Here is a 19,953-nt window from a genome sequence, read left to right as displayed (position 1 = left end):
CGTCGTGGCTCAGGCGTCGTGGCTCAGCAGCCACTGCGCCGCAGCCTGCCACGCGGCCGCATCACCCTGCACCGCGCCCGGCGCGCCGCCGGCGCCCCACAGCGGCGGCATCCAGCGCATGCCCATGAACTCGGCGCACAGCGCCAGGCTGTCGAACTGCGGCTGGGCCTTGGCGCGGTTCCCGCTGGTGGACACCGCCCAGAAGCGCTTGCCCGCCATGCGGGCCTTGAAGTCCAGCCCGGGCACGCGCAGCAGACCACTCCAGTGGTCCAGCGCCAGCTTCAGCGGCGCGGGGATGCTGAACCAATAGACCGGGCTGACGGCGACCAGGTCGGTGCAGTCCAGCAGCGCATCAGCCAACGTCTTCAGGCCACCCTCCGGCGGCGGGTACTGGCCCACGGTGTGGCGAACATCCACAAAGGGCGGCAGGGCCAGGTCGGCCAGGCGCAGCCAGGTCTGGCGGGTGCTGGCGGGCAGCGCTTGGGCGGCGTGGCGCGCCAGCGCCTCGGTGTTGCCCATGTGGCCGGCCGCGCGGCTGCTGGCGACCAGGAACAGAAGGTGTCGATCCATCATGCGACGTGGGTGGCGAGGGTGACAGGACCGCGCGGCGTGGCCAGCGTGGCTTCCAGCGCCGGGCCGGGCAGCGCGGCGCGGGTCAGCGGGCGCAGGCGCAGCACCTGGTGCGCCAGGTCGGGCAGGCCGCGCACCGTCAGCGCTGTCAGGTCCAGCCCGCTGGGCGCGATGCGCGTGGCCGGGTGCGGCCCGGTCCACTGAATCAGCGTGGGCACCGCGCCGCCGGCCAGCGGGCGGCCGTCGTCGGCCACCACGATCTTCCAGCTGAGCGCGCCGGCGGGCGTCTCGCGGCTGGCCGACAGGATCGGGCCGGGCTGGAAGCGCGCATTGATCAGGCCCCAGCGGTGCATGTCGACCATGCCGGAGCGGGCGACGAAGCCGACCAGCTCGGGGCCCTGCGCGGCCAGCCGCGCCTGCAGCGCGGCGTCGTCCAGACCGAACCAGCGCGCGCGGCCGGGCGCCGGGGCTTCGGGGTCGATCGCGATCAGCTCCAGGTAGGTCTGCGGGTACACGCTGCCGGTCAGGCCGAGCAGCAGGTTGTGCGTGCTCATCAGCGCATGGCGGCCGCCGGGCTGCGGCGTCACGCCCAGCGTGGCGTCGGCCCAGGCGGCGGCCTGCGCCAGCGAGGCGGCGGCGACCACCAGATGGTCGACTTCGGTGTGCTGCATGCGGCGATTGTGCCGCCGCGTCTCACCAGCGCCGGGTGAGTGCCGCGATCTGCGCCGGCCCGGTGCGGCAGCAGCCGCCGATCAGGCGCGCGCCGGCGGCGGCCCAGTCCATCGCCATCTCGTCAAAGGGCCGGTGCGCGCACTCGGCCGAGGGCAGCCATTGCTTGGCCTGGGCGTCCCAGGTCTCGCCGGCGTTCGGGTAGGCCAGCAGCGGCTTGGTCGTGCGGGTGCGGGCGCGCGCCAGCAGCTCGGCCACGTGCTGCGGCGCGGTGCAGTTGATGCCCACGGCCACCACGCTGTCAAAGCCCTGCACCGCGTCCACCGCGTCCTCGATCATGTCGCCCTCGCAGATGTGGCCGCCATCGCGCGCGCTGAAGCTGATCCAGCCGCGCGCGCCCACCTCGTCCATCAGTTGCGCCAGCGCACGCGCCTCGGCGACGCAAGGGATCGTCTCGCCCGCCAGCAGATCGGCGCCGCTGGCGGCCAGCAGCTGCAGGCGCGGGCGGTGGAAGGCGATGAGCGCGGCCTCGTCCAGGCCGTAGTGGCCGCGGTACTCGGAGCCGTCGGCCAGCACCGCGCCATAGGGGCCGATGGAGGCGGCCACCAGCGGCGCGGGCCGGGCGTCGTCGGCGGGGCGCTCGGCCATCGCCTGGTCACGCGCCTCGGTGGCCAGGCGCACCGACAGGCGCATCAGCGCGGCCGCGTCCTCGTGCGACAGACCGCGCCGCGCGAAGCCCTCGAAGCTGGCCTGGTAGCTGGCGGTGGTGGCCACGTCGGCCCCGGCGCGGAAATAGTCCAGGTGCACCGCGCGGATCAGCTCGGGCTGCTCGATCAGCAGGCGCGCCGACCACAGTGCATCACGCAGGTCGGCGCCGCGGCGCTCCAGTTCGGTGGCCAGTGCGCCGTCCAGCACCAGGTGGGGCCGGCGTGCCAGCCAGGCGGCGATGGGGTCGGGGCGCGGGATCATCACTTCGGGCCGAACCAGCGGGTGTGGATCGCATCGTAGCGGCCATCGGCGCGGATGGCCTTCAGGCCGGCGTCCAGGCGTTCGCGCAGCGCGCTGTCGGCCGGGCGCAGCGCAAAGCCGTACTGCTCGGGCACGAAGGCCGGGTCGCTGACCGCGCGGAAGCGCGTGCCGCCGTTGTTGGCCACATAGTGGGCGATGACGCCGTTGTCGGCCACCACCGCGTCCAGGCCGCCGGACTCCAGCTCCTTGAGCGCCAGCGGCGTCGATTCAAAGCGGCGCAGCCGGGCGTTGGTCTTGCCCATCAGCCGGGATGCGGCCTCGTCGCCGGTGGTGCCGGTCTGCACGCCCACGCGCAGGGTCTTCAGGTCGGCGAAGTGCGCCACCTTCGAGGCGCTGGGCACGGCGATCAGCTGCACCGCGTCGAAGTAGGGCGCGCTGAAGGCCATGGTCTGGCGGCGCTCGTCGGTGATCGTGATGGCCGAGACCAGCACGTCGCGGTCGCCCTGCAGCAGGGTGTTGAACATGCCCTCCCAGGGCGTGTTGACGAAGCGCACGCGCAGGCCGGCGGCCTCGGCGGTGGCGCGCAGCACGTCGATGTCGAAGCCGACGATCTGGCCCTTCTCGTCCTGGTACTCGAAGGGCGCGTAGACCGCGTCGGTGCCCACCACCAGCTCGCGCTCGGGCGCCGAGGCGGCCGAGGCGGGGGCTGCTGCGGCGGCGGTGGTGGCGGCCTCGCGCTGGCCGCAGGCGCCCAGCAGGGCGGCCAGGGCCAGGGCGGTTGTGGCGTGCAGCCAGGTGCGGCGCGTGGCAGGGATCGGCAGGGTCATGGGGGTCCTTGGGGTGAACGTTCAATCGGTGGTGCGCAGCGCCTGGTCCAGGTCGGCGATCAGGTCGGCCGGGTCCTCCAGGCCCACGCTCAGGCGGAACACGCCGTCGCCGGCAAAGCGGCGGTAGTCGGCCAGCGCGGCGCCCTGCAGCGGGTAGCTGGTGGCCAGCATCTCGTCGGTGCCCAGCCAGACCACCAGGCTGCGCTGGTGACCCAGCGAGAAGGCGTAGTGCGCCACGCGCAGGTGGCGCGCCAGGCGCTGGGCCACCTGCGGGCCGGGCGCGTGGACCTGGAAGGTGAGCACCGCGCCGAAGCCCGGCATCTGGCGCTGCGCCAGCGCATGCTGCGGGTGGTCGGGCAGGCCGGGCCAGGTGACGGCGCGCACGGCGGGGTGCTGCTGCAGGAAGCGGGCGATCTGGCCGGCCGACTCGGCGGCGCGGCGCAGGCGCACGTCCAGCGTGTCGATGCCGCGCAGGATCAGCCAGGCGTTGTGCGCCGACAGCGTGGCGCCCAGGTACACGCCGGCCCGCGCCCGCAGCCGGGCGATCAGCGCGCGCGGCCCGATCACGGCACCACCCAGCGCATCGCCATGGCCGTTGATGAACTTGGTCAGCGAGTGCAGCACCAGGTCGGCGCCGTGGTCCAGCGGACGGCTGAACACCGGCGTGGCGAGGGTGGAGTCCACCGACAGCAGCGCCCCGTGCGCATGCGCGATGTCGGCCAGCGCGCGCAGGTCGGTCAGGCGCAGCAGCGGGTTGCAGGGCGTCTCGGCATGGACCAGCCGCGTCGTGGGCCGCATCGCGGCGCGCACGGCGTCCAGGTCCGACAGGTTGACCGCGCTGACCGCCACGCCAAAGTCGGGCAGCAGCGTGCGCACCAGCTCCTGCGCGCCGGCATAGCAGACGTCGCTGAGCAGCACATGGTTGCCCGCGCGCAGCAGGCCGAAACAGACGGCGGCCACCGCAGCCACGCCGGTGGCGGTGGCCAGCGCGTCCTCGGCGCCTTCCAGCGCGGCCAGGCGCTGCTCCAGCTGGCGCACCGTGGGGTTGCCCCAGCGGGCGTACAGGTAGGGCAGCTGGGCCAGGTCGTCCACGCCCTGGGCCGAGAAGGCGGCCTCGCCCGGCGTGAACAGGTGGTTGACCGACATCGCGATGCCCGGCTGAATCGCGCCGGTGGCGGCGTCGGGTTGCAGGTGGGCGTGCAGCGCGGTGGTGGCGAGGCCCCAGTCGGGGCTGGCGGCGGGTCGGTCGGACATCGCGGCAGTGTCGGCGGCGTGTGCGCGGCGCGGCCGCGAAGCGAGGCCCGTCAATGCGGTCTGGCCGCAGCGGCCCACCGGCGGACGCCGCTAGACTGCGCGCCGATGAGCCTGCCCGAGCTGGACGACTTCGACCGCCACCTGCTGACCCGCGTGCAGGCCGATGCGCACTGCAAGGCCGAGACACTGGCGGCCGAGATTGGCCTGTCCGCCTCGGCGGTGCAGCGGCGCCTGAAGCGCCTGCGCGAGCGCGGCGTGATCCAGGCCGAGGTGGCGGTGCTCGACCCCGCGGTGATGGGCCGCGGCCTGACGCTGATCGCCGGCCTGATGATCGGCCGCGACAACTACGCCGCGCTGCCGCGTCTGAAGGCCTGGCTGGCCGCCGAGCCGGCAGTGCAGCAGGCCTGGTACGTGACCGGCGAGGCCGACCTGGTGGCCGTGGTGCTGGCCCCCGACATGCCCGCCTACGACGCGCTGTGCGCCCGCCTGATGGCCGAGGTGCCGCAGATCAGCCGCATCACCACCCAGGTGGTGATCGAGCCGCTCAAGCGCAGCCTGGCGTTGCCGATCTCTTGATGGGGCTCAGAGGCTGACCGTGCCGCTGATGCACGGCGCCACATCGCCGCCGATCCACACCGTGTCGCCGTCCTGCGCCACGTGCACCCGGCCGGCCCGGCCCAGCGCCAGGCCTTGCGAGGCCACGTACTGCGCCGGCGCGCGGCCGCTGCCGATCAGCCACTGCGCCAGGCCGGCGTTCAGGCTGCCGGTGACCGGGTCCTCGGGCACGCCCAGGCCGGGCACGAAGGCACGCACCTCGAAGGCGCACTCGGCGCCCGCCGGGTAGGCGCCCACCACGCCCAGCTTCAGGCCACGCATCGCGGCGAAGTCGGGCTGCAGGCGCAGCACGGCGTCCGCGTCGGCCAGTTGCGCAGCGAGCCAGCCGGGGCCGTTGTCGACCCACTCGACGGCGAGCAACTCGTCCATCCGCACGCGCAGGGCATCGGCCACCTGGGCGCAGGTGTCGACATCGGCCGGGCCGCTGCGCCGCAGCGGCGGCGCCGCAAACGCCAGCCGCGCGCCGTCGCGCCGCACGCGCACCAGGCCCACGCCGCATTCCTGCACCACCATCCCCGGGCGCTTGGCATCGCCACCGGCGGCCAGCCAGGCGTGGGCGCTGCCCAGCGTGGGGTGGCCGGCAAAGGGCAGCTCGCCGCCGGGGGTGAAGATGCGCACGCGGTAGTCGGCCTCGGCCTGGGTGGGCGCGAGCAGAAAGGTGGTTTCGCTCAGGTTGGTCCAGCGCGCGAAGGCGGCCATCTGCGCGTCGCTCAGGCCGTCGGCGTCGTGCACCACGGCCAGCGGGTTGCCGCGCAGCGGAACCGCGGTGAACACATCCAGCTGCGTGAAGCGGTGGATCACGGCGTGTCCTCCTGCAGTTCCTCGTTCAGGTGGCGGCGGATCACGCCGCCCAGCAGGGCCACCGCCTGGCGGATCTCCTCAGGCCCCAGCGTGACGAAGGACAGGCGGATCGTGCGGCGGTCGGGCGCATGGGCGTAGAAGGCCTCGCCCGGCACATAGGCCACACCGGCCTTGACCGCGCTGTCGAGCATGGCCATCGCGTGACAGCCGGCGGGCAGGCGCACCCAGAAGAACATGCCGCCCTGCGGCGCGCTCCACTCGCTGCCGGCGGGCAGGTGCTCGGTGAGCGCGGCGGCCATGGCGTCGCGCTGGGCGCGGTAGCGGGCGCGGATGGTGGGGATGTGCTGGTCCAGGAAGCCGTCCTTGATCACCTGGTGCACCACGCGCTGGTTGAAGCCCGGCGTGTGCAGGTCGGCCGCCTGCTTGGCCTGCAGCAGCTTGGGGTGCAGCGCGGGCGGCGCCACCACATAGCCCAGGCGCAGACCCGGCGCCAGCACCTTGGAGAACGAGCCCAGGTAGACCGTGCCCTCGGCCCAGCGCGCGGCCAGCGGGCGCGCGGGCGGCGCGTCGAACCACAGGTCGCCGTAGGGGTTGTCTTCCACCAGCGGCACGCGCGCGGCCTGCGCCGCGGCCACCACCGCCTGACGGCGCGCCTCGGGCATCACCCGGCCCGAGGGGTTCTGGAAGTTGGGCAGCACGTAGAGGAAGCGGCAGCCGGGTGCGTCGTGGCGCAGCGCCTCGATCGCGCCGGGCAGCGGGCCCTCGTGGTCGCTGGCCACGCTGGCGAAGATCGGCTCGAAAGGCGCAAAGGCCTGCAGCGCGCCCAGGTAGGTGGGCGTTTCCACCGCCACCGGCGCGCCGGCATCGACCAGCACCTTGGCCACCAGGTCCAGGCCCTGCTGCGAGCCGGTGGTGATCAGCACCTGCGCCGCGTTCACCTGCTGGCCCTGCGCGTTCAGCGTGGCCGCCACCCATTCGCGCAGCGGGCCGTAGCCCTCGCTGGCGGCGTACTGCAGCGCTTCCTTGGGCGTGTCGGTCAGCACCTGGGCGCAGGCCTCGCGCATCGCCTCGATCGGGAAGGTCTCGGCCGAGGGCAGGCCGCCGGCCAGCGACAGCACGCCGGGCTGCTCGGTGACCTTGAGGATCTCGCGGATGATCGACGGGTTCAGGCGGTCGGCGCGGCGCGCCAGGGTCCAGATCGAGTTCATGCGGTCTCCTCTTGCAGCATCCAGTCCACCGCGGCCTGCGCGTGCAGCGCGGTGGTGTCGAACAGGGGCACGGGCCAGCCCGGCACCGCCGGGTCCACCAGCAGCGAGATCTCGGTGCAGCCCAGGATCACGGCGTCGCAGCCGGACTCGGCCAGCGCACCGATGATGCGCGCGAACGTGGCGCGTGACGAGTCGTGCTGCACGCCGCGGCACAGCTCGTCGAAGATGATGCGGTGCACCTCGGCGCGGTCAGCTTCGGCGGGCACGGCCACGTCGATGCCGTAGCCCTCATTCAGGTGGCGCGCCAGGAAGCCGTCTTCCATCGTGAAGCGCGTGCCCAGCAGACCGGCGCGGCGCACGCCCGCGGCGCGCAGTGCCTGGCCGGTGGCATCGCCAATGTGCAGCAGCGGCAGGCCGCTTTCGCGCACCACGGTGTCGGCCACCTTGTGCATGGTGTTGGTGGCGATCAGCAGCGCCTGCGCGCCCGCCGCGCGCAGCCCGGCGCCGGTGCGGCCCAGCAGCTCGCCCGCCTGCTGCCAGGCGCCGGCGCGCTGCAGCGCGGCCACCTCGGCAAAGTCCACGCTGGCCAGGCGCAGCGGCGCGCTGTGCAGACCGCCGCGGCGCGCGGCCACGCCCTGGTTCATCAGGCGGTAGTACACCGCGGTCGATTCCCAGCTCATGCCGCCCAGCAGCCCCATCGTCCTCATCTCATCTCCCCACGGGCATGCGCTTGCCCACGAACACCACGGCGATCACCGCCACTGAAAACCCCAGCGTCGAGGGCTTGAGCGCCTCGCCCAGCACCGGCACCGCCAGCAGCAGCGACAGGAAGGGCTGGATCAGCTGCACCTGGCTCACCCGCAGCGCGCCACCCAGCGCCAGCCCGCGGTACCAGGCGAAGAAGCCCAGCCACATCGAGAACAGCGTGACATAGGCGAAGGCGCCCCAGGACGCCGCCTGCACGCTGGCGAAGCTGGCCGGCGCGCTCCAGGCTGCGGCCGGCAGCGTCAGCGGCAGGCTCATCACCAGCACCCAGCTGATCACCTGCTCGGCCGGCATCTGCGCGGTCAGGCGTGCGCCCGCCACATAGCCGCCCGAGGCGCACAGCATCGCCATCAGCAGCCAGCCGTCGGCCGCCACCAGCGCGCCGCCGCCCTCAAAGGCGGCAAAGGCCAGCACCAGCGCGCAGCCCAGCACCGCACAGACCCAGAAGCCCAGCGACGCGCGCTGGCGCAGCGCCAGCGCGGCGATGGCCGCGGTGGCCAGCGGCAGCAGACCGGTGATGACGGCCGCATGCATCGACGGCACCTGACGCAGCGCCAGCGCCAGCCCCAGCGGAAAGCCCAGCACCGTGCCCAGCGCGCTCACGCCCAGCAGGCCCCACTGTGCGCCGCGCGGCCGCGCCGCGCCCACCGCCCACAGGTAGACCACGCTCAGCAGCCCAGCGCCCGCCGCGCGGCCCGCGGTGACAAAGGCCGGCGGCAGCTGCGGCGCCTCCAGCGGGCCCACGGCCAGCCGCGTCATCGGCAGCGTCATCGCAAAGATCAGCACGCCCAGCGCGCCGATCATCAACCCCTTGTTGGCCGAGTTCATGCCGACCTCGCCATCCACACCGCCGTGGCCAGCAGCAGCAGCGCCATCGTGCGGTTGAACCACAGCAGCCGCGCGCCGCGGGCCAGCCAGCCGCGCAGCAGGCCGCCCAGCAGCGCGTAGCTGGCGTTGCTGGCGAAGGCATAGGCCGCCATCACCGGCAGCACCACCGCCAGTCGGGCCCAGAAGCCTTCGGCCGCGCCGGGCGCCACCCAGCCGGCCACCACCATCAGCGCCGCCATCCAGGCCTTGATGTTGACGAACTGCAGCGCCACGCCCTGCCAGAAACCCACCTGCAGCCGCGCCGCGTCGGCCTCGCCCAGCTCTCCGCTGCGCCACAGCTTCCCCGCCAGCCACAGCAGATAGCCCAGCCCGGCCACGGTGATGGCGCCGCGCAGCGCCGGCCAGGCCTGGATCAGCGCGCCCAGGCCCAGCGCGCAGGCCAGCAGCATCAGGCACCAGCCCACCGGCACCGCCAGGCAGAAGCGCAGCGCCGCCGGCAGCCCGCGGTTCACCGCCAGCGCGGCCGACAGCATGGTGTTGGGCCCCGGCGTGAAGGCCATGGCCGTGACCACGCCCAGCAGGGCGATGAAGTCGGTCCAGGGCAGCGCGTCCATGCTGGACAGTGTAGGCAGCCTACCGATACAGTACCAGTACAGTTGTCCAGCGCACCCGCATGATCTGTATTGGTCGGCCGATCGCTACAGCGCGGGTTCTCCCTGATTCATCATGGCCGCCCGCGAGTTCGATCCCACCACCGCCCCGCCGCCCGCCAGCCCCGGCACCCTGGCCCGCCACGCCGGCCAGACCCTGGCCGAGCAGCTGGCCGCGCAGTTCACCGAGCGCATCCGCCAGCGCCTGCTGGCGCCTGGCGCGCGCCTGCCGTCGGTGCGTGAATGCGCGCGCCGCCACGGCGTCAGCCCGCACACCGTGGTGGCCGCCTATGACCAGCTGCTGGCCCAGGGCCTGGTGGAAGCGCGCCGCCAGCGCGGCTTCTTCGTGCGCGACGCCCAGCACCGCCCCGCCACACCCAGCAGCGCCCCCGCGCTGACGCCGCCGGTGGATGCCACCGCACTGATCCGCGGCATGTTCGCGGGTGCGGGCGACCGCCCTGCGCCCGGCCTGGGCACGCTGCCGCCCGACTGGCTCGACCTGCCGCTGCTGACCAGCACGCTGCGCCGCGTGCTGACCCAGGCCGACCCGGTGGCCGCGCTGCAGTACGGCCACCCGTCCGGTGATCCGCGACTGCGCAACGCGCTGGCCGTGCGCCTGGCCGACTTCGGCGTGCGCGCCGAGCCGCGCCAGATCATCACCGCGACCGGCGCCACGCATGCGCTGGACCTGATCTCGCGCACCCTGCTGCGCCCGGGCGACGCGGTGCTGGTGGACGAGCCCGCCTGGGCGGTGGAATACGCCCGCCTGACGCAGCTGGGCGTGCGCCTGCTGCCGGTGCCGCGCACGCCCGACGGCCCCGACCTGGCGGTGATGGCCGCGCTGGTGCAGGCCCACCAGCCGCGCCTGTACGTGACCGTGTCGGTGCTGCACAACCCCACCGGCGGCTCGCTCAGCCTGGGCACCGCCCACCAGGTGCTGAAGCTGGCCGAGGCGCACGACTTCTGGGTGGTGGAAGACGACACCTACGCCCACCTGGCGCCGCCGCACCTGCCGCGCATGGCCGCGCTGGACGGCCTGCAGCGCACGCTCTATGTCTCAGGCTTCTCGAAGATCCTGTCGCCCGGCTGGCGCGTGGGTTTCCTGGCCGCACCGCAGACGCTGGTGGAGCGCCTGGTCGACACCAAGCTGCTGTCCACCCTCACCACGCCCGCGCTGCTGGAGCAGGCCATGGCGCTGTGCCTGGAGCAGGGCGCGCTGCGCCGCCATGCCGAGCGCGTGGTGCAGCGCCTGGACGGCGCCCGCCAGCGCACCGTGCAACTGGCCGAAGCCCACGGCTGCCGCTTCGTCACGCCACCCGCCGGCCTCTTCGGCTGGGTGGACACCGGCACCGACACCGAAGCCCTCGCCCAGGCCATGCACGACGACGGCTGGCTGCTGGCGCCGGGGCACCTGTTCCATGCGCGGCGGCAGCCGACCACGCTGATGCGCATCAACTTTGCGACCAGCCAGGATGCGGGGTTCTGGCGGGCGTATGCGAGGGTGCGGCAGCGGCGCTGATCAGCCGCCGCGGCGCAGGCGGTAGGCGAGCTGGGCGCGGCTCAGGCCCAGCTGGCGCGCGGCGGCGCTGAGGTTGCCCTCGCAGCGCGCCACCGCCTCTGCCAAAAGCTGCCGCTCCACCGCCGCCAGGTCGATCGCGTCGGCCTGCGGTCCGGCGACGCGCTCGAACAGGCTGGCGGCCGGCTCGGCCGGCGCGGCCTCGGCCAGCGCGCCATGGGCGCCCAGCGACAGCAGCGTGCCCTCGCCCAGCTGCTCCTTGCGCAGCAGGTGCGGCAGGTCGATGACGCCGCCCTCGTCGGCACTGATCACGCCGCGCTCCACCATGTTCTGCAGCTCGCGGATGTTGCCCGGGAAGGCGTAACCCATCAGCGCGCGCACGGCGCGCGGCGCATAGCCGGCCAGCTGCCGGCCGTGCCGCTGCGCGTAGACATGCAGGAAATGGCTCAGCAGCAGCGGGATGTCCTCGCGCCGCTCGCGCAGCGGCGGCAGGTGGATCGGGTAGACCTCCAGCCGGTAGAACAGGTCCTCGCGGAAACGCCCGGCCTGCACCTCGGCGCGCAGGTCCACGTTGGTGGCCGCGACCACCCGCACATCCACCGGGATCGCGCGGGTGCCGCCCACGCGCTCGATCTCGCCCTGCTGCAGCGCCCGCAGCAGCTTGCCCTGGCTGACCAGGCTGAGCGTGCCGATCTCGTCGAGGAACAGCGTGCCGCCATCGGCGCGCTCGAAGCGCCCGGGGCGCGAGGCGCTGGCACCGGTGAACGCACCGCGGTCGACCCCGAACAGCTCCGACTCCACCAGCGCCTCGGGGATGGCGGCGCAGTTGATCGCCACGAAGGGCCGCTCGCGCCGCGGGCTGATGCGGTGCAGCGTCGAGGCGAACATCTCCTTGCCCACGCCGGACTCGCCGGTGAACAGCACCGTGGCCCGGGTGGGTGCCACGCGGCTGAGCATGTGGCAGGCGGCCTTGAAGGCCGAGGACACGCCCACCATCCCGTCGCCGCTGCCATCGGCCAGCGCGGTCGAGCCCAGCACCGCGCGCGGCGCGCTGCCGTGCGAGCGGGTGGCCAGGAAGTCCTGCGCATTCAGGTAGCGCAGGTCCTCGCTCACATCGCCCCAGGCCTGCGCGGTCTTGCCGATCACGCGGCACAGCGAGGCGCCCATCGAGCGGCACTCGACCTCGCGGAACACCACCAGGCAGCCCATCATGCCGGTGACATAGCCCATTGCGTAGCCCAGCTGCATCCAGCAGGCCGGCTCGGTGCCCACGCCGTAGGCGCTGATGTGCTCGTCGTCCTCGGTCGAGTGGTGCCAGATGAACTCGCCGTGGTAGTGGCCGCGTTCGGGGTCGATCTCGAACTCCACGGGCTCGACCTTCACCACACCCTCCAGCGCGTGCAGGCGCGTGCCGGCCATGAACACGCTGGTCAGGTCGCCGTCGGGCCAGCGCTCGCGCACCAGCTGCGCGTCGCGCTCGCCCGACTGGTAGCCGGTGCGCGTGAGCAGCCCGCGCGCGCGCTCCAACCCCAGGGTGTCGATCAGCTCGCGCCGCAGCGTGCCCAGCGAGCGGGTGTGCATCAGCACCATGCGCTGGTCGTTCAGCCAGATCCGGCCGTCGCCGGGCGAGAAGAACAGGCACTCGGTGATGTCCGACAGCTGCGGCCGGTCCTGCACGGCGGCCGCGTCGCCGCGCCGCATCAGGGCGCCGGTGCGGCGCGAGACCTCGGCCAGGGACACGCGGGACGACGGGGGCTTGGGCATGCGGATTTCAGCAGGCAAAGGGCGCCAGTGTGGGCTTGACCTGATCAATACATCAAGCCCTGATCGGGGTTAATCCTGATCGCCGGGGGTGCCGCGGAGCCCCGCCTGGGGGGCCGGGAAAGTCCGGAGTTCACCTCGGAAGCGCCGACACCCTGGCGCCCCCGCGCGGCGGCCAGGCATGCCGCAGGGCCTGCGGTTTGCAAAGCAGCACGGGCCGGTTGCCCGGCTGCATCCCCTTCCACCATCCAGGAGACCCGACCATGGGAGCCCCCGAGACCCTCAGCCTGTTCGACGCTGCCCCGGCCAGAGGCCACGTTTTCGACCGCGGCCAATGGCGCCCCGCGCGCGGCGGTGCACGCGCCGTGCACGAGCCCGCCACCGGCGCGGTCCTGACGCACGCCGGCATCGCCAATGCCGAGGACATGAACGAGGCGATCGGCCATGCCCACGCCGCCCAGCGCGACTGGGTCGCCACCGGGGCGCGTGAACGCGCCGCGGTGCTGCTGCGCGCGGCGCAGTGGCTGCAGGCGCACTTCGACGAGCTGGCCCTGCTGATCGCCCGCGAGACCGGCGGCATCGTGCCCAAGGGCCAGCACGAGGTGAAAGAGGCGATCCAGATCTGCCAGATCGCCGCCGGCCTGCCGATGCAGGCCCAGGGCCAGGTGCTGCCCTCGGTGCCGGGGCGGCTGTCGATCGCCCGGCGCGTGCCGCACGGCGTGGTGGGCGTGATCTCGCCGTTCAACTTCCCGCTGATCCTGGGCATCCGCTCGGTGGCGCCGGCGCTGGCGCTGGGCAACGCGGTGGTGCTCAAGCCTGATCCGCGCACCCCGCTGTCCGGCGGCGTGATCATGGCCGAGGCCTTCAAACACGCCGGCCTGCCGGCGGGCCTGCTGCAGGTGCTGCCGGGCGACGCCGAGGCCGGCGAGGCCCTGGTGACGGACCCGCGCGTGCCGATGATCGCCTTCACGGGCTCGCCGGCGGTGGGGCGGCGCATCGGCGAGCTGGCCGGCCGGCACCTGAAGAAGGTCTCGCTGGAGCTGGGCGGGGCCAACAACCTGATCATCCTGGACGACGCCGACCTGGACGCCGCGGCCAGCGCCGCCGCCTTCGGGGCCTGGTTCCACCAGGGCCAGATCTGCATGGCCAGCAACCGCGTGCTGGTGCACGAGGCGGTGGCCGCCGGCATCCGCGAGCGCCTGGTGGGCAAGGCCCGGCACCTGCCGGTGGGCGACGGCGCCAGCGGCCAGGTGGCCCTGGGCCCGATGATCGACGCCCGCCAGCTGCAGCGCTTCGACAGCGTGGTGAAGGACAGCGTGGCGCAGGGCGCGACGCTGGAGGCCGGCGGCACCCACGAGGGCCTGTGCTACCGCCCGACCGTGCTGTCGGGCGTCCAGCCGGGCATGCGCGCCTTCGACGAGGAGCCCTTCGGCCCGGTGGTCAACCTGGTCAGCTTCGCCAGCGACGAGGAGGCCGTGGCCCTGGCCAACACCAGCCAGGGCGGCCTGGCGGCCGCGGTGATCGGCCGCGACGTGGCGCGGGCCATGGCGATTGGCGAGCAGCTCAACGCCGGCATGGTCCACATCAACGACCAGACGGTCAACGACGAGTGCACCAACCCCTTCGGCGGTCCAGGCCTGGGCGGCAACGGCAGCGCCGTGGGCGGCCCGGCGGACATCGACGAGTACACGCGCTGGCAGTGGCTCACCCTCAAGGCCGCACCGCCGGCCTTCCCCTTCTGACGATCAACCAGGAACACCCCATGAATCTGCAAGGCAAGACCCTCGTGGTCACCGGCTGCTGCTCGGGCATCGGCGCCGATGTCGCGAAACTGGCCCGCCAGGGCGGCGCGCGCGTCATCGGCCTGGACCGCCACGACCCGACGCTGACGCTGGACGGCTTCGTCAAGGTGGATCTGGGCGATCCGGCGGCCATCGACGCCGCCGTGGCCCAGCTGCCCGCGCACATCGACGCGCTGGCCAACATCGCCGGCGTGCCGGGCACCGCGCCGGCCGAGCTGGTCGCCCGCGTCAACTACCTGGGCCTGCGCCACCTGACGCAGGCGGTGCTGCCGCGCATGGGCGAGGGCGGCTCGGTGGTCAACATCTCGTCCATCCTGGGCGCGGAGTGGCCGGCGCGGCTGGAACTGCACCGCGCGCTGGGCGCCACCCAGAGCTTCGCCGAAGGCGCGCACTGGCTGCGCGACCACCCGGTGGCGCAGGAGAGCTGCTACCAGTACTTCAAGGAGGCGCTGATCGTCTGGACCATCACGCAGTCGCAGAAGCTCTTCCTCGAGCGCGGCGTGCGCATGAACTGCGTGGCGCCCGGCCCGGTGTTCACGCCCATCCTGGGCGACTTCGTGCAGATGCTGGGCCAGGAGCGCGTGCAGCAGGACGCCCACCGCATGAAGCGGCCGGCCTTCAGCGACGAGGTGGCGCCGGTGATCGCCTTTCTGTGCAGCGATGCCTCGCGCTGGGTCAGCGGCATCAACCTGCCGGTCGACGGCGGCCTCGCGTCGACCTACCTCTGATCCCACCCTGAGGATTCCGCCCGCCGCAGAGTGCGGCGCGGCGGAGCCATGACCACGGAGACACACATGTTCAATGACATCCGACGCCTGGGCGTCGCCGCGCTGCTGTTCGCCACCGCGATCACCGCCCACGCCGAGCTGACCGTCGGCGTCAGCCTGTCGCTCACCGGCCCGCTGTCCTCGCTGGGCCTGCCGCAGAAGGCCTCGCTGGCGCTGTGGCCCGAGCGTATCGCCGGCGAGCCGGTCAGGCTGATCGTGCTCGACGACGCCTCCGATCCGGCGGCAGCGGTGCGCAACGCCCGCCGCTTCGTCACCGAGAACAAGGCCGACGTGATCCTGGGCTCCTCGGGCGTGCCGGGGGTGTTCTCGATCGCCACCGTGGCCGCCGAGTCGAAGACCGTGCAACTGGCCTTCGCCCCGGCGCCGCGGCCCGGCGGTGCCGACGACTGGACCTTTCCGCTGCCGCAGCCAGTGCCGCTGATGTCGCAGGCGCTGGCCGCCCGCATGGTGGCCGACAAGGTCAGGCGCGTGGCCTTCCTGGGCTGGGGCGAGGGCTATGGCGAGATGTGGCTGCAGGCCTTCACCGCCTCGGCCCGCCAGGCCGGGCTGGAGATCGTGGCCACCGAGCGCTTCGCGCCCACCGACACGGCGATCACCGCGCAGGCCCTGAAGGTGGTGGCCGCCCAGCCCGACGCCGTGCTGCTGGTGGCGGCGGGCTCGGCCGGTGCGATGCCGCAGATCAACCTGAAGGAGCGCGGCTGGCGCGGGCCTATCTACCACACGCACGGCTCGGGATCGCTCGACCTGGTGCGCGTGGGCGGCCAGGCCATGGACGGCGCGGTGCTGCCCGCCGGCCCGGTGCTGGTGGCCGAGCAGCTCGACCCGGCCAGCCCGGTCCGCCCGGTGGCGATGGACTACGTGACCCGCTTCGAGAAGCTGCACGGCCCCGGCTCGCGCACGCAGTTCGGCGCCCATGCCTTCGACGCGCTGAAGGTGCTCGAACGCATCGTGCCGGTGGCCGCGCGGCGCGCTCAACCCGGCACGCCCGCGTTTCGCCAGGCACTGCGCGACGCGCTGGAGAGCGAGAAGGAGATCGCCGTCTCGCACGGCGTCCTGAACTACACGCCCAGCGACCACCTCGGCTTCGACCGGCGCGGCGTGGTGATGCTGCGCATCGAGCAGGGCCGCTTCAAGCTGGAGGCCGGTGCACCGGCGAAGCCCTGAGCGGCCACCGGCCCGTCCGGCGAACCCAGTGAAAGAACGCCATGAACGATTTCCATGTGAACCTGGATGGCCTGAAGATCCGCTGCCGCGATGCCGGCGGCACCGGGCCCGCCGTGCTGCTGCTGCACGGCGTGGGCGGCTCGTTGGAGCTGTGGTCGGCGCAGTTCGCGGCGGCCCACCAGGATCTGCGCCTGCTGGCGGTGGACCTGCCCGGCCACGGCCTGTCCGACTTCAGCGCGCAGGCCGACTCGCCGCCGCGTTTCGCGCAGACCCTGTGGGCGCTGCTGGACGCGCTGGCCATCCACCAGGTCCACCTGGTGGGCAACTCCCTGGGCGGCGCCATCTGTCTGCAGATGCACCTGAGCCAGCCGGCACGCGTGCGCAGCATGCTGCTGGCGGCCAGCGCCAACCTGGGAACGGCCGCGCCGCTGCCGTTCAGGCTGATGACGCTGACCGGCCTGGGCGAGCTGATGGCGCGACCCGGTGAGACGGCGGTGACCCAGCAGGTCCAGGCCATCTTCGGGCCGGACTTCGTGGTCACGCCGGAACTGCGCGCACTCATCCGCCGCAACGTGATGCGCCCCGGCGCCCAGCGCGCCTTTCTGGGCTGCGTGCGGCAGATGACCGGCCTGCGTGGCCAGCGTGTCGCCCTGATCGAGCAGGCCCAGGCCTCGCTGGCCATGAGCCGCGTGCCGACGCTGCTGCTGCACGGGCGCCAGGACGCCGTCATCCCGGTGGCGCATTCGCAGGACAGCTGCGCGCGCCATGCCCACCTGCAGCTGGACGTGATCGACCGCTGCGGTCACACGCCGCAGCTGGAGCAGCCCGAGCACTTCAACGCGCAGATGGGCGCGCTCATCCGACGTGGCCGCCTGGGCGGAGGGGCCTGAGCATCAGGCGCGCCCCGGGGGCCGGGCCCGGCGCGCCGCCACGCCGAGCGTTCGCTGGACTCCGGCGCTGGTGGTGCGGGCTTGCAGCTGCTTCGGGCCGAGGCCCGCATAGGGAGCGCCCCACAGCGGCCTGCGGCCGCTGTGGGGCGATCACTGCCAACCGGAATCGCACTGCGTACGACCCGAGTCCGCCTGAAGCAGCCAACGGCGGATCAGGCGATCCGCCGTCGACCTGGGCCCCAGGCGCTCACGCCGCCGCGCTGGCCTTGCGCAGGACCGAGTACAGCTGGTCTTTCAGGTGCAGCTTCTCCTTCTTCAGCGCCTCGATCTCCTCATGCGTGCCCGGCTCGATGTGGGCTTCCATGTTCTTGATCTTCTGGTCCAGCGCGTTGTGCTGGTCGAACAGGTGCTGGAAGTGGTGGTCGGTGGTCTTGAGCTGGCTGATCAGGTCGCGGTACTCGGGAAACATACAGGGCTCTCCTGGGTGTTCGAAGGGGGTCTGTCTTTGGCCCACCGCTGAAGGGGGCCGCCTGAAAACCACTCTACGCCGATGCCCGCGCGCGGCAAACCGCAGCGCTTAACCCAGATCAAGCGCCCGCTGCTTTGGCGGCCAGCGCGGCGCGCAGTTTCTTCAGACGTTCCTTGGGGTCCTCGCCGCTGCCGGCCTCGGAGAGCTTCATCTCGGCGATGAAGCGGCTGGGCACGCCTTGCACGGTGTCGCGGCCCTTCTTGCGCCGGCGCAGGGTACTGACCACCAGCGTGCGCTGGGCGCGGGTGATGCCCACGTACATCAGGCGGCGCTCTTCTTCCAGGCGCTCGGGCGTCATGTCCTCGCCGTCGCTCTTGAAGGGCAGGATGCCTTCGTTCACGCCGGCCAGCATCACGTGCGGCCACTCCAGGCCCTTGCTGGCGTGCAGCGTGGTGAGGGTGACCTGGTCGGTCTCCTCGCCGCGTTCGGCCAGGCTGAGGATCACGCTGATCGTCTGCGCCACGTCCAGCACGCTCTGCTTCTCGGTTTCCTCGACGATGCCGCCCTCGTTGCGGATCTCGCCGCCGCAGCGCCGCGACACCCAGTCGACAAAGTCGATCACGTTGTTCCAGCGCGCCGCGGCCACCTTCTCGGAGTCCTCGTTGTCGTAGAGGTGCTGCTCGTAGCCGATGTCGGTCAGCCAGCCCATCAGCAGCGCGCGGGCATCGTCATGGCCCACGGTGGTGCGGGCCTTGTATTCCAGCTCGTTCACGGCGCGGCCGAACTCGTGCAGCGTGGCAATCGCCTTGGCGCCCAGCGCAGCGGCCAGGCTCTCGGCAAACAGGGCCTCGAACATGCTGACCTTCCACTGCGCCGAGAACTCGCCCAGCTTGCCCAGCGTGGTGTGGCCGATGCCGCGCTTGGGCGTGGTGGCGGCACGCAGGAAGGCGGGGTCGTCGTCCTGGTTCACCAGCAGGCGCAGCCAGGCGCACAGGTCCTTGATCTCGGCCTTGTCAAAGAAGCTCTGGCCGCCACTCACCTTGTACGGGATCTGCGCGGCGCGCAGCTTGTGCTCCAGCACCTTGGACTGGAAGTTGGTGCGGTAGAGGATGGCGAAGTGGGCGAAGTCGGTGCCGCCGCTGGCGCCCTGCGCGCGCAGGCCCTGGATGAAGGCCACGGCGCGCTCGGCCTCGTGCTCCTCGCCGTCGCACTCGATCACGCGCACCGGCTCGCCGTCGCCCAGGTCGGACCACAGCTTCTTCTCGAACAGCTTGGGGTTGCCGGCGATCACCGCGTTGGCGGCGCGCAGGATGGCGCCGGTGGAGCGGTAGTTCTGCTCCAGCGGGATGACCTTCAGGTCGGGGAAGTCCTCGGGCAGGCGCTTGAGGTTTTCGATGGTGGCGCCGCGCCAGCCGTAGATGCTCTGGTCATCGTCGCCCACCGCGGTGAAGGGGACGCGGGCCGGGCTGTCGGCCGGGCCCACCAGGGCCTTGAGCAGCTCGTACTGCACGGCGTTGGTGTCCTGGTACTCGTCCACCAGCACATGGCCGAAGGCCTTCTGCCATTTGCTGCGGGCCTCCTCGCGCGTGGTCAGCAGCTTCAGCGGCAGGCCGATCAGGTCGTCGAAGTCCACCGCCTGGTAGGCGATCAGGCGCTCTTCGTACAGGCGCATCACCTTGGCGGCCAGCAGCTCTTCGTCATTACTGGCGGCGGCGAGTGCGGTGGTGCTGTTCAGGCCCTGGTTCTTCCACAGGCTGATGGTCCACTGCCACTGCCGGGCGATCTTGTTGTCGCTGCAGCTGCCGGCGTCGCGCAGCACGCCCAGCACGTCGTCGGCATCGAGGATGCTGAACTGCGGCTTCAGGCCCAGCAGGCCGCCGTCCTCGCGCAGCAGGCGCACGCCCAGCGAGTGGAAGGTGCTGATCACCAGGTCCTTGGCGGCGCGCGGGCCCACCAGCGCGCGGGCGCGCTCGCGCATTTCCAGCGCGGCCTTGTTGGTGAAGGTGATGGCGGCGATGCGCCGCGCCGGCACATCGGCCTGCAAAAGGCGAGCGATCTTGTGGGTGATCACCCGGGTTTTCCCTGAGCCTGCGCCGGCCAGCACCAGGCACGGCCCGGCCAGGTGATGCACCGCGGCCATCTGGGCGGCGTTCAGCGTGGCGGCGGGTGACGGGGGGGCGGACATGCAGGCCTGTACGAGGGAAAAAGCGGGCCGCGGATCATAGCCAAGCCCACCCCGGACGGCGCGTCGAAGCTTGTCGCAACGCAACATTCAACACTGTCACCGCTGTGTCCGAGGTGTTTCGCGGTGCAACAAGCAGGTCAGTCGGCGGTCAGCATCGGCTCCCACACTGCGGCCCGAACAGGAGCCCCTGCGCCCCTGCCGATTCACCAACATAAGGAGTGA

19 protein-coding genes are annotated in these 19,953 nt (G+C 72.6%); 6 read left to right on the top strand and 13 right to left on the bottom strand.

All coding sequences use genetic code 11. The features are described 5' to 3' along the window. Positions 1 to 9: 9 nt before the first annotated feature. The 5 genes from KAK03_RS07015 to KAK03_RS06995 are packed head-to-tail and all read right to left on the bottom strand — an operon-like array spanning position 10 to position 4,289. Positions 10 to 570 (bottom strand): flavodoxin family protein, encoded by a 561-nt coding sequence (locus tag KAK03_RS07015; RefSeq protein WP_247660973.1) that lies wholly within the window; start codon positions 568 to 570, stop codon positions 10 to 12. Continuing rightward, positions 570 to 1,241, bottom strand: a complete 672-nt coding sequence (locus tag KAK03_RS07010; protein WP_210852780.1) for a VOC family protein — start codon at positions 1,239 to 1,241, stop codon at positions 570 to 572. Before KAK03_RS07010 ends, KAK03_RS07015 begins: the two co-directional genes overlap by 1 nt. A 22-nt stretch (positions 1,242 to 1,263) precedes the next feature. Beyond that, complete coding sequence (mmuM, locus tag KAK03_RS07005) at positions 1,264 to 2,208, bottom strand: homocysteine S-methyltransferase (RefSeq protein WP_210852779.1); 945 nt, start codon at positions 2,206 to 2,208, stop codon at positions 1,264 to 1,266. After that, positions 2,208 to 3,035 carry a basic amino acid ABC transporter substrate-binding protein gene (locus KAK03_RS07000; protein ID WP_210852777.1) on the bottom strand — a complete coding sequence of 276 codons (828 nt, stop codon included), beginning with the start codon at positions 3,033 to 3,035 and terminating at the stop codon, positions 2,208 to 2,210. The genes mmuM and KAK03_RS07000 overlap by 1 nt, the downstream gene beginning before the upstream one ends. 21 nt (positions 3,036 to 3,056) lie before the next feature. Continuing rightward, positions 3,057 to 4,289 (bottom strand): trans-sulfuration enzyme family protein, encoded by a 1,233-nt coding sequence (locus KAK03_RS06995; protein ID WP_210852775.1) that lies wholly within the window; start codon positions 4,287 to 4,289, stop codon positions 3,057 to 3,059. A 105-nt stretch (positions 4,290 to 4,394) separates the two neighbouring features. Here KAK03_RS06995 and KAK03_RS06990 point away from each other — a divergent pair, with 105 nt between their 5' ends. After that, a complete protein-coding gene (locus KAK03_RS06990; RefSeq protein ID WP_210852773.1) occupies positions 4,395 to 4,865 on the top strand; it encodes an Lrp/AsnC family transcriptional regulator in 471 nt (156 codons plus the stop codon). A gap of 6 nt (positions 4,866 to 4,871) precedes the next feature. On the opposite strand, the gene KAK03_RS06985 is transcribed toward KAK03_RS06990, so the two are convergent. The 5 genes from KAK03_RS06985 to KAK03_RS06965 are packed head-to-tail and all read right to left on the bottom strand — an operon-like array spanning position 4,872 to position 9,120. Beyond that, complete coding sequence (locus KAK03_RS06985; protein WP_210852771.1) at positions 4,872 to 5,705, bottom strand: PhzF family protein; 834 nt, start codon at positions 5,703 to 5,705, stop codon at positions 4,872 to 4,874. After that, positions 5,702 to 6,913 (bottom strand): aminotransferase-like domain-containing protein, encoded by a 1,212-nt coding sequence (locus tag KAK03_RS06980; protein WP_210852769.1) that lies wholly within the window; start codon positions 6,911 to 6,913, stop codon positions 5,702 to 5,704. The genes KAK03_RS06985 and KAK03_RS06980 overlap by 4 nt, the downstream gene beginning before the upstream one ends. Continuing rightward, entirely contained in the window at positions 6,910 to 7,620 is a 711-nt protein-coding gene (locus tag KAK03_RS06975) for an aspartate/glutamate racemase family protein (RefSeq protein ID WP_210852767.1), read from the bottom strand. The genes KAK03_RS06980 and KAK03_RS06975 overlap by 4 nt, the downstream gene beginning before the upstream one ends. A gap of 1 nt (position 7,621) precedes the next feature. Next, positions 7,622 to 8,506, bottom strand: coding sequence for a DMT family transporter (locus KAK03_RS06970; RefSeq protein WP_210852765.1), 885 nt, complete (start codon positions 8,504 to 8,506; stop codon positions 7,622 to 7,624). Continuing rightward, the gene (locus tag KAK03_RS06965) at positions 8,503 to 9,120 is read right to left on the bottom strand and encodes a LysE family translocator (protein ID WP_375140970.1); all 618 of its coding nucleotides are present in this window, start codon (positions 9,118 to 9,120) and stop codon (positions 8,503 to 8,505) included. The genes KAK03_RS06970 and KAK03_RS06965 overlap by 4 nt, the downstream gene beginning before the upstream one ends. Before the next feature lie 112 nt (positions 9,121 to 9,232). On the opposite strand from KAK03_RS06965, the gene KAK03_RS06960 reads away from it, so the two are divergent. Then, entirely contained in the window at positions 9,233 to 10,675 is a 1,443-nt protein-coding gene (locus KAK03_RS06960) for an aminotransferase-like domain-containing protein (RefSeq protein WP_210852763.1), read from the top strand. Here the strand turns inward: KAK03_RS06960 and KAK03_RS06955 are convergent, their stop codons facing one another. Continuing rightward, positions 10,676 to 12,436, bottom strand: coding sequence for a sigma-54-dependent Fis family transcriptional regulator (locus KAK03_RS06955; RefSeq protein WP_210852761.1), 1,761 nt, complete (start codon positions 12,434 to 12,436; stop codon positions 10,676 to 10,678). 260 nt (positions 12,437 to 12,696) lie between these two features. Between KAK03_RS06955 and KAK03_RS06950 the strand changes: the two genes are divergently transcribed. From KAK03_RS06950 to KAK03_RS06935, 4 genes are all read left to right on the top strand, one after another. After that, positions 12,697 to 14,175: a benzaldehyde dehydrogenase gene (locus KAK03_RS06950; RefSeq protein ID WP_210852760.1), complete on the top strand. Its 1,479-nt coding sequence runs from the start codon at positions 12,697 to 12,699 to the stop codon at positions 14,173 to 14,175. Between the two features lie 20 nt (positions 14,176 to 14,195). Further along, positions 14,196 to 14,963, top strand: a complete 768-nt coding sequence (locus KAK03_RS06945) for a coniferyl-alcohol dehydrogenase (protein WP_210852757.1) — start codon at positions 14,196 to 14,198, stop codon at positions 14,961 to 14,963. Between the two features lie 66 nt (positions 14,964 to 15,029). After that, on the top strand, positions 15,030 to 16,187 hold the full coding sequence (locus KAK03_RS06940) for an ABC transporter substrate-binding protein (protein WP_247660972.1): 1,158 nt from the start codon (positions 15,030 to 15,032) through the stop codon (positions 16,185 to 16,187). Between the two features lie 41 nt (positions 16,188 to 16,228). Further along, on the top strand, positions 16,229 to 17,077 hold the full coding sequence (locus tag KAK03_RS06935) for an alpha/beta fold hydrolase (protein WP_210852752.1): 849 nt from the start codon (positions 16,229 to 16,231) through the stop codon (positions 17,075 to 17,077). Positions 17,078 to 17,324: 247 nt separating this feature from the next. Here the strand turns inward: KAK03_RS06935 and KAK03_RS06930 are convergent, their stop codons facing one another. Next, on the bottom strand, positions 17,325 to 17,546 hold the full coding sequence (locus KAK03_RS06930; RefSeq protein WP_210852751.1) for an HP1242/YdcH family protein: 222 nt from the start codon (positions 17,544 to 17,546) through the stop codon (positions 17,325 to 17,327). 118 nt (positions 17,547 to 17,664) lie between these two features. Beyond that, positions 17,665 to 19,731 (bottom strand): UvrD-helicase domain-containing protein, encoded by a 2,067-nt coding sequence (locus KAK03_RS06925; protein WP_210852749.1) that lies wholly within the window; start codon positions 19,729 to 19,731, stop codon positions 17,665 to 17,667. Between the last annotated feature and the right edge of the window lie 222 nt (positions 19,732 to 19,953).

This window comes from Ideonella alba, from assembly GCF_018069845.1.
In the GTDB taxonomy this organism is placed as follows: Bacteria; Pseudomonadota; Gammaproteobacteria; order Burkholderiales; family Burkholderiaceae_C; genus Ideonella; species Ideonella alba.
This window is presented reverse-complemented; position numbering and strand designations above follow the sequence as displayed.